Source organism: Elusimicrobiaceae bacterium (assembly GCA_028700325.1).
Classification (GTDB): Bacteria; Elusimicrobiota; Elusimicrobia; order Elusimicrobiales; family Elusimicrobiaceae; genus JAQVSV01.
The window spans coordinates 1-16451 of record JAQVSV010000018.1 but is presented as its reverse complement, the minus strand read 5'-3'; the positions used below and the strand labels follow the sequence as shown (position 1 = coordinate 16451).

At 54.7% G+C, this 16451-nt stretch carries 19 protein-coding genes and 1 tRNA gene; 6 read left to right on the top strand and 14 right to left on the bottom strand.

The window, feature by feature from the left end; all coding sequences use genetic code 11:
- Positions 1–126: 126 nt before the first annotated feature.
- Entirely contained in the window at positions 127–459 is a 333-nt protein-coding gene (locus PHW69_04030; GenBank protein MDD4004354.1) for a helix-turn-helix transcriptional regulator, read from the bottom strand.
- A 122-nt stretch (positions 460–581) separates the two neighbouring features.
- Between PHW69_04030 and PHW69_04025 the strand changes: the two genes are divergently transcribed.
- The gene (locus tag PHW69_04025; protein MDD4004353.1) at positions 582–1520 is read left to right on the top strand and encodes a hypothetical protein; all 939 of its coding nucleotides are present in this window, start codon (positions 582–584) and stop codon (positions 1518–1520) included.
- Between the two features lie 89 nt (positions 1521–1609).
- On the opposite strand, the gene PHW69_04020 is transcribed toward PHW69_04025, so the two are convergent.
- The 7 genes from PHW69_04020 to PHW69_03990 form a co-directional block, all read right to left on the bottom strand.
- Positions 1610–3403: a hypothetical protein gene (locus PHW69_04020; protein ID MDD4004352.1), complete on the bottom strand. Its 1794-nt coding sequence runs from the start codon at positions 3401–3403 to the stop codon at positions 1610–1612.
- Positions 3404–3436: 33 nt separating this feature from the next.
- Positions 3437–3904: an SsrA-binding protein SmpB gene (smpB, locus tag PHW69_04015; protein MDD4004351.1), complete on the bottom strand. Its 468-nt coding sequence runs from the start codon at positions 3902–3904 to the stop codon at positions 3437–3439.
- A 29-nt stretch (positions 3905–3933) separates the two neighbouring features.
- A complete protein-coding gene (locus PHW69_04010) occupies positions 3934–4536 on the bottom strand; it encodes an HD domain-containing protein (GenBank protein ID MDD4004350.1) in 603 nt (200 codons plus the stop codon).
- A gap of 1 nt (position 4537) precedes the next feature.
- Positions 4538–5338, bottom strand: coding sequence for a prepilin peptidase (locus tag PHW69_04005; GenBank protein MDD4004349.1), 801 nt, complete (start codon positions 5336–5338; stop codon positions 4538–4540).
- 144 nt (positions 5339–5482) lie between these two features.
- Positions 5483–5974 (bottom strand): type II secretion system protein, encoded by a 492-nt coding sequence (locus PHW69_04000; protein MDD4004348.1) that lies wholly within the window; start codon positions 5972–5974, stop codon positions 5483–5485.
- 88 nt (positions 5975–6062) lie between these two features.
- A complete protein-coding gene (locus tag PHW69_03995) occupies positions 6063–6506 on the bottom strand; it encodes a type II secretion system protein (protein MDD4004347.1) in 444 nt (147 codons plus the stop codon).
- A gap of 86 nt (positions 6507–6592) precedes the next feature.
- Positions 6593–6675 (bottom strand) — tRNA-Leu (locus PHW69_03990).
- A 401-nt stretch (positions 6676–7076) separates the two neighbouring features.
- Between PHW69_03990 and rfbD the strand changes: the two genes are divergently transcribed.
- A complete protein-coding gene (gene rfbD, locus PHW69_03985; GenBank protein ID MDD4004346.1) occupies positions 7077–7925 on the top strand; it encodes a dTDP-4-dehydrorhamnose reductase in 849 nt (282 codons plus the stop codon).
- A 409-nt stretch (positions 7926–8334) separates the two neighbouring features.
- On the opposite strand, the gene PHW69_03980 is transcribed toward rfbD, so the two are convergent.
- Positions 8335–8892: a biotin transporter BioY gene (locus tag PHW69_03980; protein MDD4004345.1), complete on the bottom strand. Its 558-nt coding sequence runs from the start codon at positions 8890–8892 to the stop codon at positions 8335–8337.
- A gap of 182 nt (positions 8893–9074) precedes the next feature.
- Between PHW69_03980 and PHW69_03975 the strand changes: the two genes are divergently transcribed.
- The 3 genes from PHW69_03975 to PHW69_03965 all read left to right on the top strand — a co-directional run bounded on the left by PHW69_03975 (position 9075) and on the right by PHW69_03965 (position 11188).
- Entirely contained in the window at positions 9075–9710 is a 636-nt protein-coding gene (locus PHW69_03975; protein ID MDD4004344.1) for a hypothetical protein, read from the top strand.
- Between the two features lie 609 nt (positions 9711–10319).
- A complete protein-coding gene (locus PHW69_03970) occupies positions 10320–10547 on the top strand; it encodes a helix-turn-helix transcriptional regulator (GenBank protein MDD4004343.1) in 228 nt (75 codons plus the stop codon).
- A complete protein-coding gene (locus tag PHW69_03965) occupies positions 10544–11188 on the top strand; it encodes a hypothetical protein (protein ID MDD4004342.1) in 645 nt (214 codons plus the stop codon). The genes PHW69_03970 and PHW69_03965 overlap by 4 nt, the downstream gene beginning before the upstream one ends.
- 55 nt (positions 11189–11243) lie before the next feature.
- Here PHW69_03965 and PHW69_03960 read toward each other — a convergent pair whose 3' ends face one another.
- Together PHW69_03960 and PHW69_03955 are read right to left on the bottom strand one after the other, a co-directional pair.
- Entirely contained in the window at positions 11244–11792 is a 549-nt protein-coding gene (locus tag PHW69_03960) for a flavin reductase family protein (protein MDD4004341.1), read from the bottom strand.
- A gap of 51 nt (positions 11793–11843) precedes the next feature.
- The gene (locus PHW69_03955) at positions 11844–12650 is read right to left on the bottom strand and encodes a phosphatase PAP2 family protein (GenBank protein ID MDD4004340.1); all 807 of its coding nucleotides are present in this window, start codon (positions 12648–12650) and stop codon (positions 11844–11846) included.
- A 317-nt stretch (positions 12651–12967) separates the two neighbouring features.
- On the opposite strand from PHW69_03955, the gene PHW69_03950 reads away from it, so the two are divergent.
- The gene (locus PHW69_03950; protein ID MDD4004339.1) at positions 12968–13342 is read left to right on the top strand and encodes a hypothetical protein; all 375 of its coding nucleotides are present in this window, start codon (positions 12968–12970) and stop codon (positions 13340–13342) included.
- Between the two features lie 64 nt (positions 13343–13406).
- On the opposite strand, the gene PHW69_03945 is transcribed toward PHW69_03950, so the two are convergent.
- From PHW69_03945 to PHW69_03935, 3 genes are all read right to left on the bottom strand, one after another.
- Positions 13407–14027: a hypothetical protein gene (locus PHW69_03945; GenBank protein ID MDD4004338.1), complete on the bottom strand. Its 621-nt coding sequence runs from the start codon at positions 14025–14027 to the stop codon at positions 13407–13409.
- A 242-nt stretch (positions 14028–14269) separates the two neighbouring features.
- A complete protein-coding gene (locus PHW69_03940) occupies positions 14270–14500 on the bottom strand; it encodes a DUF4372 domain-containing protein (protein MDD4004337.1) in 231 nt (76 codons plus the stop codon).
- Between the two features lie 161 nt (positions 14501–14661).
- Entirely contained in the window at positions 14662–15927 is a 1266-nt protein-coding gene (locus tag PHW69_03935) for a hemolysin family protein (protein ID MDD4004336.1), read from the bottom strand.
- Positions 15928–16451: the final 524 nt, after the last annotated feature.

Below are 16451 nucleotides of genomic sequence, written 5' to 3'. Positions count from 1 at the left end.
CGCAATGCGTTTTCGTGGCGTATTCGTTCCGCTCAACCGGCCTGCTGAGCGGCTACCGGCAAAAGCCCCGGCTGACGGACATTTCTGTGATAAAAAAGCCCTTCATATGAAGGGCTTTTTTATCAGTCACCCGTCATTTCCCGATTTCGGGCCAAGCCGGCCAATATCAATCAGAAAAGCTTTGTTAAGCACAAGCTCTCTGATAACTTTTTTTATAATATTTTCCAAAACCAAAGATTCCGCGTTTGCGGCTCCGAATAATGCGCAAATATTAAGATCAAGCGCGCCGGCAATTCTGTACACGGTATCCACGCTGCATTTGCGCTTCCCTTTTTCTATATAAGACAAAAACCCCGCACTTATGCCGGCTTTTTCCGCAAGCTGTTCAAGCGTCATGTTCGCGGCTCTGCGCGCCGCGCGGATATTCACGCCTATTGTGTGATAGATATTCACTGACATGACATGAATTTTAGCCTTTTATACGCAAAGCCAACAGGAACTAAAAGATTACAAATTATGCTTATGGATAAAATATTGATAAAATAGATTACGCATGAACCACCCGCAGGGGGAATACTATCATGAAGACTGACGCAAAGATAGATGTGGCGGCGCAATCTTTCGGAAAACCGGAACTTATGTTCTATGCGCTGCTGACGCTGCGGCAACATTCCGGCTACCTTGTGGACACGGTTTATATAAACGACGAAATGTCCGATCATGACACGCTGGCATTTTATAACAGTAAAACATTCCTGTCGGCCCTATCCGGCTGGCGCGTGCGGATCTGCTCCGGCCGGCGCGGCTCCGGAGAACGGCGGCCATTGGCGCCGGGATTCATGCCGTCCGGCAGGACGTCCGGAAACGCGCTTTTCCGCGGGCTGGCGTATTTGCTGCAAACAATGAGCCTGTTCTCCGGCAAAACCGATATCCGCTATCAGCGGGCCATTGATTCAACGGACAAGGATTACCTTTTCCTCATGCATGACAGCATGGAGTTCCGCGATGATGTGCCGGGCCGGTACCTGACCTGCATGAAGGCAATGGACAAACCCGGCATAACCGGCGAGCTGGGCCAATGCTGGCAATGCGGTTATCATGCCGATCCGGAGTGTTACTGTTCGCCAAGGGCGATCCTGTCCGGCTCAAGGCCGCAGCCGGATTGGCCGCTTACCTCAAGCGCAAACACCGCAGCCAGGCGTAACTGCCGGATAAACGAATGGTGCGCGCTGCTGTCGGTTCGGGCGGCAAAAGCCATTGCGGAAAAAGAACACTCGTTATTCGGCGACTGCGATGACTGCGGCGACATTGGCGCCTACTGGTTTCACATGGCGGTCAAAAACGGCTATGAATTCGCGGATCCGTTCCCGGAGCAGGAACAGCGGGACAGAAATTACAAACACTGCTGGCAGGAAATGCCGGGCCGCGCCGTACGGGGTGAGCGCTCAAAAGGCAAATCCGCCTGCAGCAGGGAACTGATAAAAAAACGCATCGCGGAAAAATACGGGATTGTCGTTTAGCGATACTTACCGCCGCCAGACACTTGCGCCCCGCGCCTGCCGCACAAGCACTGCCGCCTAAAACATGACACTTTGGCCGGAACGGTTTTTCAGCGGTTTCCCGGGCGCGGCGGAGTTTTTTCCGCGGCGGCCTTTGCGCGCAGAAAATTGGCGCGGGCGGCCTCAAAATCCGGCTCGCTTTTTACCACCCGCTCAAGCATGGCCTGCGCGGCGACGCTGTCGCCAGCCAGCAGCAGGGTGGTGCCGTAAGTAAAACTGAAGCGCTGGAGCAGGCGATCCAGCTTCTCCGCGCGAATCCGCTCCATGATTTTCAGCGCGCCCTTGAAGTCGCCGGCGTAAGACAGTTGCAGCGCCTCGCGCATAAGCCGGTCCGCCTCCAGAAACTCCGGCGGGCACAGTACGCGGTAAATCTCGGTGTTTTCGCCGGGGTCGCCGAATTCGCGCCGCAGACGCAGGGGATCGGCGGCGGCGCGGTCAATACAGCCGTAAAGCCGGTCCAGCTCGAACGAACGGCGCGGCGTGGTCTTTATTATCGAGTCGCGCGGCTCGACCAGCAGATAATCAATTCCCAGCCCGCAGACCCTGGCGTACCACGCGTCGGGATTGGCGGCGTAATAAAATCCCTGCGATTTGCGGCCGGTCAGATAAAAAGTCCGCTCCTTATAAGTGGACATGATGACACTGTCCGGCGGTGTATGCGTTTTTATCCACCCGGCGGTGTTAACCGGCCCGCTCAGCCGGGGCGCGCCGCTCCGCGCAGACTGCACAAGCTGGAAATTCACAACGCCGAACGTCAGCAGAAACCCGCCCAGAAGCAGCTGTTTCATTGCGCGCGGCATGAAAAACAGGCCCGCATGGCAGAGCTCAAGCGCAAACGGCAGTATCACCAGATAATAACGCGAGCTCTGGTTCACCCAATACAGGTGCATCAGCAGCACCGCAAGGGTATAAGCCATGCGCGAACGCGCTCCGGCTGATCCGCTCCCGGCGGTGCGGTATATGCCCGCCGCAAACACGCACCAGAACACCACGGCATAGGGGTAAACCAAAGCGGAATCCGCCGCGTCGGAAAACTCAGCCGCGATGACAAAAACCGGCAGCATTTTGAAAGTGAAAAGAATATTGCTGAAAATATTCTGCAGTTGGGCCGACACTGTTGCCCACAGGCCTGCCGCGCGCGGAATCTCGCTGAAATAAGAAGCCGGCGTGCCGGCCGCCAGCATATTATATGCGAACGGCAGAACCGCCAGCGCCGCGCCGCACAAAATATACGACAGTGTTTTTCTGTCGCGCCGCTCACTCAGCAGAAACGGAACCAGCGCCACCAGCAGAAGCGCGCCGTGCGGGCGCAGCCATACCGAGAAACCCGCCGCAAGCATTACCGCCGGGGCGGACGAACCGCCGCCCCTGTCATAAAGAAGCAGCGCCAATGTCGTGAAAAACAGATAGGACGGCTCCGTCATCATCGAGCCCGCCAGAAGCGTCAGCGCCGGGTGCAGGCCCGCCAGCACAGCCAGCGGCCTGTTCCTGTTAAAAAGAATAAACAGCAGTCCCGTATACAAAACGGAAAACAGTATGTTTTCCCATTGGCCAGCCGCCGCGCCGCCCAGCCTGACCGCGGGCGCCAGCAGAAGCGGATAACCCGGCAACAGATTGGAGATGTGCCCGCCATCCGGCGTGGCCAGCTGGCGGTAATGGCCCTGCAGAATAGAGCGCGCGGCCAGAAAATGCCGCACATCGTCATTAAATCTGCCTACATAACAGGCCGGCCTGACCGCCGCATACAACAAGCCAAGCGACAGCAGAAACGCCGCCGTCGCGCAGGCGGCTTTCCAGCCGCCTGCGCTGAAAAACACGCTCGGTTTGAATTTTACTGAATTCACCTGTCAACCTGCCGCGCCAGACCCGGCGCGAGGCTAGCGGTTCCTGCTGCGGACCGCCCGCTCCATGTCGCGCTCGACTTCGCGTTTTTTGATTGAATCGCGCTTGTCCTTATGCTGTTTGCCCTGCGCGAGCGCGAGTTTGAGCTTCGCCCAGCCGTTTTTAAAATAAATCTCCAGCGGAACAAGCGTGTGGCCCTTGATGCGGGTCTTGCCGATCAGCCGGTCAATCTCTTTGCGCCCGAGCAGCAGCTTGCGGATCCGGTCCGGCGGCAGCACTTGCACATGATTGAATTCATAGGGCCTGATGCTGAGATTATGCAGAAACACCTCGTCGCCGTCAACGCGCGCGAAACTGCCCTCTATGGTGACATTGCCAAGCCGCACGGATTTCACTTCCGGCCCGGTCAGGCAGATACCGGCCTCATAAGTTTCAAGAACCGCGTAGTTGAAAAGCGCCTTGCGGTTGGTTGCGACGGTGCCGGGTGATTTTTTTCTTGGCATATCAAATCAGCTATCTGGCCGCGTGGCGGTCAGCTGGCCGGGCCCTGTTTGAAAACTGTTTTTACCAGCGCGCAGAATTCCTCGGTCCAGCGGTATTCGCGATGGTGTTTTGTGCGCAGTTTCAGCACGCGCGCCAGCCCTTTATAATACCAGCGCTGCTTTTCAAACGGGCGCGAAAACCGCAGCCAGACGTTCTCGCCGTTCCGGCCGAAATCATCCGCTATGGAACGGATATTGTCGAGCTTGTCGGCCAGCACAAGCCGCACCACCGTATAATCGGCCGTGCGCAGCGCGCGAAGCGTTTTCTGTTTGCGCGAGTCCCAGGTATCGCCCTTGTTTTCGCTTACCGCGGTAACCAGCTTCGCCACCGCCGGGCCGAACATTCTGGCGAGTTCTTCGGCGGTGCGGTCGGTATCCTCCACCACGTCATGCAGAAAACCCGCCGCCACCATATCGGAACTGGCCCGCATTTCCATCAGCAGCGCCGCCACCCGGACCGGGTGTTCTATGTAGGGCAGGCCCGTGCCCTTGCGCACCTGATATTCATGCGCCTTGACAGCGTAATAAAACGCCGAAGCCAGCACCTCGTCCTTCGTGGGGCGTTTGCGCACCAGTTTAGGTTCATCCGCCATATTATTGTCCCCAGAGATACGCGCTTAACGGAATCAGCTGATAGAGATTGATCAGGATGCCTATGCTCAGAAACGGCCCGAAGGGAATCGGATCGCCGCGCGCCGCTTTTTTCCGCAGCAGAAGCGCAATGCCATACACCGAACCCGCGGCCGAACCCAGCATCAGCGACGACACGACCCCCTGCGCCCCTATCAACGTGCCCGCGCCGGCCATGAGCTTGATATCTCCTCCGCCCATAGCCTCCTTCTTGAAAATCCACTCGCCCGCCACAGCAATGAACATGAACAGGCCGAAACCGGCCGCGCCGCCTATCGCGCTTTCCATGATGCGGTGCCAGAACCCGCCGGAAAAATTCGGGTTGACCGCCGCGAACGCCAGCCCCACCCCGATCATCCCCAGAGAAAGCTCGTCCGGTATGATAAGCAGGTCCAGATCAATTATGGAGAGAACCAGCAGCATGTAAACCGCAATCAGCACGCCCGCCGTCCACCACCACAACGGGATGTTTTTTGAAACGAAACAGACCGTCAGCACGCCCGTCAGCAGCTCGATCGCCGGGTACCGCCATGAAATCGCCTGCCGGCAGTTGCGGCATTTGCCGCCCAGCAGCGCAAAACTCAGCAGCGGAACATTGTCATACCAGCGTATGGGACTGCCGCATTTCGGGCAGGCGGAATGAGGCGGGTTGACCACCGATTTGTCCTCCAGCGGCATCCGGTAAATGCACACGTTGAGGAAACTCCCTATCACAAGACCGAACAGGAATACAACAATAAAAAACGCTATGGAAAACGCTGTCATGCCACCACCTGTAAAATAATCCCGCGCGCCGGCCCGCGGCAATGGAACACGGATTCATTATATGGTATTAAATATCCAGCCGTCCGCGCAAAAAAACGGGCCCGGGGGGTATGCCCGGGCCCGTGATAAATCAAAAGAAGCGCTTCAGTGCGCGGTCCATACCACGCCTTTGGAATCGGTGCCGAGGGAGTTGGCCACGAAAGTGCCCCAGCAGCTGTCCGCGCTTGCATTGACATACGCCCAGCCGCCCGCCGCGCCCGCTATGGCGCTGGTGGAAGGGATTGCCGCGACAGCCGCGCTATCGGGTAATGGCGGCAGTTTGGCCACGGGAATTTCGGGAAGGTATTTGGGAGTGAACCCCTGCGACAGGTTATCGTTGGGATACACACCCTCCATGTCGCCGTAATACACGGTAATGGCGCTGCGCACTTCGCCCAGATTGCCTTTGGTGGCGCCTTCCCTCGACTTGGCGATAAGTTCGGAAAACTTCGGTATGGCAACAGCGGAAAGGATCCCGATAATCGCCATGATGATCATCAGTTCAATCAGCGTAAACCCCCACCGGTTACCACTGCCGGTATTGCGCATTGCCGTTCTCCCTTGCCGCGCGGGAATAACCGCGATAACCTCTGGCATGATAACAATAATAATAAATAATGCCGGCCGGCGCAAAAAAAACGGGCCCCGCATAACGCGGGGCCCGGTCAAACTTAACAGCAGGTCCTTAGTGGGTGGTCCACACAATGCCTTTGGAGTCAGTTCCGACTGTGTTGACTACAAAGGTTCCCCAGCCCGCGTCACCGCTTACGTTGACATACGCCCAACCGCCGGTATTGCCGGTAAGAGCGCTGGTCGAAGCAACAGCGGCAACCGCCGCGCTGTCAGACAGCGGGGGAACTTTGGCGACCGGGATCGCGGCAATATATTTGGGAGTGAACCCCTGCGACAGATTGTCGTTGGGATACACGCCTTCCATATCGCCATAGTACACAGTGATGGCACTGCGCACCGCGCCCAGACTGCCTTTGGTGGCGCCTTCTTTGGACTTGTTGATGAGATCAGCGAATTTAGGGATGGCGACTGCAGCCAGAATACCAATGATAGCGACTACGATCATCAGTTCGATGAGCGTAAAACCCTTTTTCGCTGCTTTGTTGATGTTTTTCATTTTTCCTCCGTATATATACGGCCTACAGCTTGCCGCGATATATATTATACACAGGCTACAACAGCGTATCCATGTGATTAAAGCTATGGGCGGAAAGGGACTTGAACCCTTAAGGACTTTCGTCCATACGGTCCTGAGCCGTACGCGTCTGCCATTCCGCCACCCGCCCATGATGCTACCGAGTATTACGGAAACGTAGGAATATTGTAATACATTCCCCCGCGTTTTGACAAGAGCCAGATTGAAACGCTCCCGCCGCCGCGGAATTTTCACCGGCTCAGCAAAGCTATTTGGCGGCGGCTTTTCCGGATTCGTCCCCGGCCGGGCCAAAGATTTTTTCCGGTCCGGGGATCAGTCACCGGCGGGCTCCGGCACGGATCCGCAATACCTGATCCGTTATCTTTTTTCACCCCGTAACCCATTTATCACATAATTCCGATAATTCATGACACTGGTTTTTTCAGGATTTCCCGGCCTCCGGCGCAGGAGCCGCGGATTTATGACACAACGGCAATTTGATACACTTGAAACAGCGGCATAATTCAACGCTTTTAAAAGGCTGGTCTTTATATGAAAGTACTTATAACAGGCTCCAAAGGGCAGCTCGCCCGCGCATTTCTGGAACGGTTTGAACGCAACGGCGCCGAAGTCAGCGCCTGCGATATTGACACGCTCGACATAGCCGACCCGGACGAAACTGAGCAGGCCGTCACGGCGTTCAGGCCTTCGATAATAATCAACTGCGCCGCCTATAATCTGGTGGACAAGGCCGAACAGGAATATGACTCCGCGCGCCGCGCCAACGCGCTCGGCCCGCGGAATCTGGCCAGCGCGGCGAAAAAAATAAACGCGCAGCTGATTCATTACGGCACGGATTATGTTTTTGACGGCGCGCACAACGTTCCCTACACCGAAACCGACCGGCCCCGTCCGCTCAACAACTACGGCCGCACCAAGCTGGAGGGCGAAGAACTGGTTTTGGCCAGCGGAGCGCGCGCCCTGGTGCTGCGTTCAAGCTGGGTATATGGGCAGGGCCGGCAGAATTTCATTTTCAAACTTTCCCAATGGGCAAAAACGCAGAATGAATTGAAAATAACGGCGGACGAAACCTCCGTGCCGACCAGCGTAGAAGACATCGCCGACACCACGCTCAAAGCCATTGAGCATGGCCTGACCGGCCGCTGGCACCTGGTAAACGGCGGGTATTGCTCGCGCTATGAGTGGGCGGAGCTGTCGCTTAAATGTCTGGGACTGGACGTAAAAATATCGCCCGCAAAACTGGCCGATTTCAATATGCCCGCCGCGCGCCCGGTTTTTTCCGCCATGACGAACGCCGCGCTGTGCCGGGAACTGGGCGTTACGATCCCGCACTGGAGCGAATCGGCTGAGAAATTCGCGAAAGCGCTGTCGCGCGATTAGCGCGCCGGTCCGCCTGCGGAGTATCAGGCACGGCGGTTGCAGAATTTTCAGCCCGGCCGCCCCCGCCGCATGCCAGATTGGTTTCAAGCCGTATCAAATCCGTTCCCGAGCCGCGGCGGTTTCAAGCCAGCGCATTCCGGCAGGCCTTTCGCGCCGAAGCCGGCCGCGCCGCGCCGTGCCGAATTTCCCCGGCCGCGTTGCGCCGCCGGACCAGCCTTGATGCGCAGGCGATCAGCCGCAACCGTTTATTTCAACTGCACGGCGATCGGATAAAGCTCCCCCGGCCTGAGCTATGCCATGCCGGCAGTCATCATGCCGTGCCGGCCAGCACCGGGGTTTTGCGAGCGGAATTCATAAAACGAAGGCCCCGCTTATGCGGGGCCTTCGTTTAACCCGAAAAACCAAGCCGCTATATTCTGCCGGCAAGTTTTCTTAGGCCGGGCCATATCGCGACCGCCATGCCGATTTTTATGATCTCGCCCGGCAGAAACGACCACAACCCCGCTTTGAGCAGCAGCCCGGCCGGCACAAAATGACCAAGCTGAACCAGCCCCGCGCAATAAAGCGCCGCCGCGCCGCATGCAAAAGAGACACACGCAGCCAGCCGACCGGATTTGGCTCCAGTCAATCCGATAATGAAAGCCGCCGGCACAAACCCCAGAAGATATCCGCCCGCAGGCCCGACCAGGCAGGCCGGGCCGAACCCGCCTGCCGCAAACACCGGCAGGCCCGCCGCGCCTTCCGCCAAATAAGCCGCAACCGCCATTGTGCCGCGCTTCGGGCCCAGAACCGCCGCCGCGAGATAAAGGCCAAGAGTCTGCAGCGTGAACGGCACCGGCGTAAAAGGCAGCGGCACCGCCGCCTGCGCCAGAACCGCTATAAAAAGAGAGGCTCCGAAAATAACTCCCAGTTCCCGCAAAACCGCATTACCGCCCGCATTTTCCAGCACCACCGTATTTGTTCTCATGCGCCGTCTCCTTTCCGCAAACATATCCGCCGGAATAAATTATACAAAAACCGGAGCGGACAGCCTGAATTAAATATTTGCGGAACAGCCTGGCCGGAACATCCTTTTTAGTATAATTTAAAAGGCCGAAGAAAGGCGGCAAAGATACGGCCGGCGGCATTTAACTCGCAAAGGAGCGGAAAATGAAATTACCGGGCATCGCAGTATTGGGCCTGCTTGCGGCGGTTGCAGGTCCGGTAAAAGCGGCGGAACTTCCTCAAAACACGCATACGGCACATATGGTTCCGTTTGATACCGACAAAAACGGCGTGACAACTCACGAAGAGCGCCAGGCGGGCCGAAAGGCCAGATTCGCGGAAATGGATAAAAACCAGGACGGCAAACTCAGCAGGGAAGAATTTGCCAAAGGCCACCTGAAATGGCGCGGCGAAATGGATGCCAATCAGGACGGACTGGTGGAATTGGGCGAATATGTGGTGTTTTTCTGCGGGGAAGAACCGAAAAAAGACGATGCCGCCAAACATAAATCCGCCGGGAAACATTACACGGAATGTGTAGCCCGGAGAACAGCTTTTTACGCGGAAATTGATACTGACAAAAACGGCAAAGTCACCGGATCGGAGCACAACGCCAGCTACGACGACTCGCTCAAAAAAATGGACAGAAACGCCGACGGTATCGTTGAACTGGACGAGTTCTATGTTTTTGAAGTTGCCGCTGACGCAAAAAAACCGGGCAGGAAAAAAATTAAAGCAACCCGCGGATCCGCGCCAGCCAAAACTGAAAAAACCGATACTGCCGCACCGGCAACAAAGTAAACTCTCCGTAACCTTTAAAAAACCTCCGGATCCATTCCGGAGGTTTTTTATAAATTCCCCTCACAAAACCCCTGCGCTGGCCGGCATGACATAGCTCAGGCAGTGGGATGGCGCGTGTAACTCTGCGCAAGCAGGGCAAAACCCAAAGAAACCCCCGGCTTGCCGGTAAAGCGTAGTAACAACCGGCAGGCCAATGGCACAGCCGGGGGAGTTTCATTTTACGCCGCAAACTCCTGTGTCCGCGCTTCGGAACTTTCACATACCACGCGCATGAAATAAACAGCCCGTCCCGCCTGTTCGCCGATCACACCATAATAATTGCCGGCAGGCCACAGGCACACGCGCGTAATTTGCGGGAACAGAATCAAATCAGCCGACCAACACCGGCACACGCCTTTTGTCTGCCCCGAACACAATTGCAAGCCGGCTGATCAAACACACGCCGGCGTTCCCTTTTTGCCCAGTCTATTGCAGCACGCGGGCCGGCGCATATTTTATCAGCCGGACCAAAACCGGTTATGAAAAAAAGACGTGGAAAAAAGGCGTTGACAAAATGTCAAACTAGTTATACACTATCCATGTCAAACTAGTTTGACATGAGGAAAAATCATGGGAAAACCGTCAACACTGAAAATACACAACAATCTGTCCGGGCTGCGCAAAGCGAAAAATATCACGCAGGAAGAACTGGCCACAGCCGTAGGCGTAACGCGTGCGACGATGAACTATGTGGAAAACAGCACTTATCTGCCTTCGCTGGAATTGGCGTTTAAACTGGGCATGTTTTTCAAAATGCGGATAGAAGACATATTTTACTGTGAAGGAGAAAATTCATGAAAAAATTCTTTCGTTGCCTGCACTGGAGCCTGCTGATCTTTTTTGCGGTTGCAGGCGGGATGTCCGTAGTGACCGCGTTATTCCCCGGCCTGGCCATACGCCCGCTTATCCTTGCGGTGTGGCTGCTGACCGCCTGGTATTTTCTGGGTGTGGTGCTGTTTAAATCCGCCCTGCGGGACAGGTTTCTGGGATATGTCGCGGCGGTGCGGGAACGCGATGAATGCGAAGAATATATAGTCGGCCGGGCGGCAAAAGCGGTTTTTCTGGTTACGCTCGGCGGCTTTCTGGCCGTCGGGATATGGGCTATGGGCACGGTCAATGTTCTGTTCATTCAAAACACGGACAATCCGCAAGACGGCATAAAAAAATCAATCCCCTTCATCGGTCTTGCCCTGCCGGTTCAATGGCCGCAACACAGCCAGCTGGCGTGGGTGAGCCGCAACCCGGGCGAACCGGTTCAATACCGGCGGGTGGAAAATGTGCGTGATGTCATGATCTATAAAAAAGGCTATCAGATTCTGCTTACGCCGCCGCTGCATCCGCGGCTGAGCCGGATAATGTTTTTATGCGCGCTGCTGCAAATCGCGTTATTCCACCTGTTCGCAAAACTGACAAAACGGAACATGCGCCACACCGCTTGAAAAACCCGCGCAAACGGGGATTTTCTTCATCGGCTCAAAACAGCCGGGCAGCCGGCTAAATAAACTGCGGCCATTTGGTCATTCTGGCTTTGAGATTGAGAGTTTTTCCGTCAATCACAAAAGTTCCGTCGCCGTTGGCGTGAAGAGTCCTGCGTTCCCGGCGGGCGGGATTGCGCCAGGCCTTTACCACTTCCAGAACGAAAAGGCAGTACCTGGCGGTTAATGTTGTATTGATTACGCGGCACTCGAGATTTGCCAGACACTCGCCCACAAGCGGCGCCCCGACCTTTTCCGCGGGCAGCGGCGTCAGCCCGAATTTTTTGAATTTATCAACATCCCGCCCGGAACAGTTGCCGATTTCAACGGTTACGGACGCGATATCCAGCGCCGGAATCGCAATAACACATTCCTTATTCCTGCGCAAAGCCCTGTAGCTGCAGTTGCCGGAACTGACAACACATCCTATTCTCGGCGGCGTGAATTCCATCATCATATGCCAGCTCATGGTCATGATATTGGCTTTTCGGCTGCTGGCGGTCGTCAGCAAAACCACCGGCCCCGGTTCCAGCAGTTGAAACACTTTTGAAAGCGGCATCTCGCGCATACTAGCGGCTCCTCTTGTACTGTCCGTCCACTGAAACTCCGGCTGCGGTTGTCAGAATCTGCCGGTCAGCATAACACCCTGCTTATCGGCACTGATTACGGGAATAACCGCCACGTCGCCGCCGGTTTCTCTGTATTTTATAACCGCTTTCGCGGTGAAAAACCCGAGCGCCGCGCCGACAAATACATCGGACGCCCAGTGGTCGTTGTGGTTCAGCCGCCCGAGCGACGCAAAAGCGGCGGCGGAATAAGCCAGCGGCGCAACCAGCGGCGTATCCTTATACACATGAGCTACGGGCGTAAGCAGGGCGAACGCGGTGGCGGCGTCTCCCGAGGGAAACGACTGGTATTGATCATATATGCCCGGGCCGTGCCATTTATAGGGCGAGGTGTTTTCGCAAGGCCTGTCGCGATGAGTCAGGTATTTGACGCTCTGGAATATAAAACCGGCGATGATAAAGCTCTCCAGCGACATGCCCGCGGCTTCTTTCAGTTTGCCGTTCCCGAAATACGCCGCTCCGGCATAAGTCAGCGCGAATGCCGGCAGCGCGGTTTCCACGCGCCCGAATGATTTGAAGATATTTTCGACAGCATTGGTCGTGCCGCCGCGGTTGCGCTGAACCGTATCCCGGATTTCGCCGTCCAGCGAATAAAGGGTAACCGCGCCGCCAGCCACAAGCCCGGCCGCAAGCCAGTCACGCGAGTCAAAGCACGCCGGCGCGGAAAGTGTTTTCATCAGGTCCTGCCCCAAAATTCTTCCGGGCCGTTCCGCCGCCTCGCCCGAAAGAAACGAACAGCATAAAACCAGCCCCGCAAACAGGCCGGCCTGCTTAACCGACGGATAATTCATGCGTTTCATATTTGCAAATTATAGCAATTTCCCCCCCCGCAAACCGTGGTGCCAGAATTTCTGTTGCGTGGCGGCAAAAACCCGCAAGCCAACACAACGCACCCGGATTCGCGGCCCGGTTCTTTAACCGAATTGAGATAAGTTTAAAGAATACGCGCAGACCGCTTTGTTAGATGCCCTAATCCCGGATCAGTGCAAACCGAAATCATCAGCAAGGGGGATATTGCGCAAATTGGCAACTGTGTTGGCCGCCGCGGCACCGTCCGGCCCGGCGTTCGCCGTTGATCTGGCAGGAAAGACTGGTTTGGGTATCAGAAGCGATTCTTTTGACGTGCGGTATTTCGTTGCCAGCGGCTTCGCAATGGGGAGGGCAATACGCCTATATTGAAACCGACAACACCGGGATTTCCGACGGTTACGACCTTATGCTGGACGGATTGTGGAACCATGAAATTTATCCCGGCATCATGCTTCAGGCCGGAGCGCTGTTTCTGTTTTCGCCCGGACGCAATGACGGAGTGACCGACAAATTTTATGGAATGAATCCGTTTGTCGGCGGGGAAGTTCTGATCAAAAACCATTTCGGTTTTGATTTCAAAGTCATCCCGTTCGCTTTTCAGCGCTACGATAACGGCTCGGGCGTTTCCACAAAAACAATCATGGCGCTTACCGGCAGCGCAGCCGCGCACATATACTTCTAACCCGGCACTAATAAACGGACAGGCTCCAGACCCGCTGGAGCCTGTCCGGCAAAACATTTTCTGTTTATTTGGCTATCGTTCTCTGCAGCATTCCCAAAGACTCATGGAAGACGCGGATGCTCCTTTGTATGTCGGAATCGGTAGCAGGGTTGTATGGGGTATTCGTGCAGGCCGCAACAGCAGCATTCAGGCTGAGCACCGACGACAAATGGCCCACTCCTATCCGCACCATTTTCACATCCGAAAGTATATCTTCAGACTTTTCGGTGTGGTGGCAGTTGACAGCCGAAGTAATATCAAAAAATGCCGCATCAAGTTCCGCAGCCCTTTTTGTAACAAGGGCCTCCTGCTCCTCACTGGGTTTAAGCACGGAAACTTCAGCTATTTTCGCCATGAGCCATGCGTCGGATTTTTCTGAAAGAATGACGGCCTTTTTCAAAAGAATTTGAGTGGGCGAAGCAGACGGGCACGAGTAGGACAGGTTATTATTGCAGGTCTGTTTGCATTGTTCATAAGCTTTTTTGAATACGGCCATTCCCTTCATATATGTTTCCACTGAAATACCAGGATCCGACAGGATCCACATATTTCTTTTGAACTCCTTACGGCAGTCTTCAAGACATTCCGCCGCGCAGTACGTCGGAGTCATTAACAGTACACCTAATACGAGCAACAGTTTTTTCATTTTCGTTATCCTCATCATGCGCAGAATTTATTCTCCATCCATGCCAGTAGCATAGCCAATTCCGTCCACTGTTTCAAGGTATGAACGGCCCATATCGGCACCAGGCCTTATAATACACGGCTGTCCCGGGAAAGTTTCAGACGGCAGCAGAAGCTGCCCTGAAGGTTCGTCCCTGCTTTTGCCAGCCGCCTTTCGTTCAAATTCAGCAAATCCATCAGCATTCTCCATTAATCCCGCCCCTGTCATCCGGTGCGGATTTTATCCGGCAGACCGAGGTGCCAGAGCTTGCCGCTAAGGGCGCAAAGGCTGTTTTCCATATCGCGGCGGCTGTCTTGTTTGGCGGCTTGCGCGTAAAGCGGGCCAGTGAACTGGTTCCAGGTGGACAGTTCCTTATATATAACGTCGGCTTTGTAAGTTACGGCAAGGGTTTCAAATTGATGTCCGGGCATTTGCGAAAGAACGCCGGAAAACAACGTGTTATAATGTGCCGTCAGGGAATCCTTCGGCGGTACATTGTTTTCCTGGTGAAACCATTTTACCAGCAACTCAGGATTCCCTACCTTATTTATTGGGACAGCCGAAATAAGGAAGACCTCTGGTGCGGGGCTGGGCTGGCCCGGTTTTTATGGCAAATTTAATTTTTCCGGCGCATGACAATCGCTTCCAGCAACTGCTGCCTTCTGGTTTTGCGTATCCACACCTCTATCTCGGAAGCCCTGACGATATCGCCTCCGCGCATCGGCTTTCCCAGCCTTTCCCTTGCCCAGTTGGATAAGGTCGTGTCGGGTAACTCCAAGTTCAGATTCAATACTTTATACAGGTCGGAAAGCATAGTGCCTCCGCCGACAATCAGGCTTGAGCCGGAATTATGAATATAGACCGGCAGCCCGTCATATTCATCGGTTATTTTTCCGACCAGCATCTCAATAATATCTTCCAGCGTCACAATCCCTTTCACCGCCGTGCCTTCAAGAACTATCGCCATATGCGCGTTTTCGGCCATCATCTCCTGCAAGGCCCTGGAAATTGGCATATCAGCCGCAATCCTTTTTATCGGGCGGGTTATTCCCCTGACCGTGGGGTTTGCCGGATTTATTTTCAAGGCGGTCACAATATCCTTAAAATTCAGGTAGCCCAAGACAGTGTCCATATTCCCATCTTTTCCGACTACAGGAAAACGGGTATGCATGTCCATGTGCGCCCGGATTAGCGCGTCTGAAAGACTGGCATCGGCCACGATGCAGGAGATTGTTTTTGCCGGCACCATGACGTCCGCTACCGTTTTGCGCGAGAACAAGACCGCCGAATTAGCCATCTTTTCCTCAAAGGCGCTAATTATATTGCGTGAGCGGGCATGCGCTGTGGCGGCCCATAGTTCAGCGAGACCATCTTCCTCGCTTCCGGCGGCGGGTATGCGGAACACTTTGCGTGAGGCCGTCACCATTACCCGGACCGCCTTTTCAAAAACCCTTATCAGCGGATAGCAAATTCCATATAACAACCTCATTGCCGGAGACAGCGCCAGTGTTATTGCCTCATTGTTTTCTATTGCGAACATTTTAGGCACCAACTCTGAAAATATAATTGTAAATACGCTTAACGGCAGGACAAACAAGACGATGCCGATTATTTCAGACGTCGCATTGCTGAATGCGAACTCGTTCTCAAGATAGGGAACCAGATATTCGCCCACGCCCGTTCCGCCCGTAGCCGCAGCTATTGTACCGGCCAGAGTAATTGCCAGCTGCACCAAAGCCAGACTGCCTTCCATGTGCTCTTTCATGAACACGGAAGCTGCGGCTCCCGGAGTGCCGCTCCTGCTCAGCGTCTCCAGCTTGTGACGGGAAATGGAGGCTACTGCTATTTCATATGCCGCAAACACCGCGTTTACGCCCAGCATTAATACTATAACGACTATTTCAAATACAAGTTCAGACATAAGTCCAGTTTATCAAAAATCCGCGATTTACCCACTCCCGGCAATTCGCTATTGCAAGTCCGAAAACAAGAGTCCGGCCCAGGAACCGAAGCCTTGCGCCGTATTGGCTATTGCCGTACTTTTGGGAAAAAGAGTTATTAACCAGTAGTCCGAATACCGTGGCAGGGCAAGAATTATTGACACTGGTTTATGCGATAAGCAAGATAAAAACGAAAGAGAAAAGTGTCCGATGGATTGCTGCTTTTAAATCCTGGGGCAAGCATAGCTGGGCAAAGATGTTTCCGATGTCGCCCCGCTGCGCAGCAAGCTGATATCCAAAGGCATGATATACAGTATACTGAACCCCTGTAAGAGTTGCGGCGTGAAATAGTAGACTATGGCTGAAAACTGGGAGAACAGTCATGGTAAAACGGAAATGGGACACTAAGCAGAAAGCCGAAATTGTGCTGCAGGGGTTAAAAGGGCGTTCTGTGGCGGAATTATGC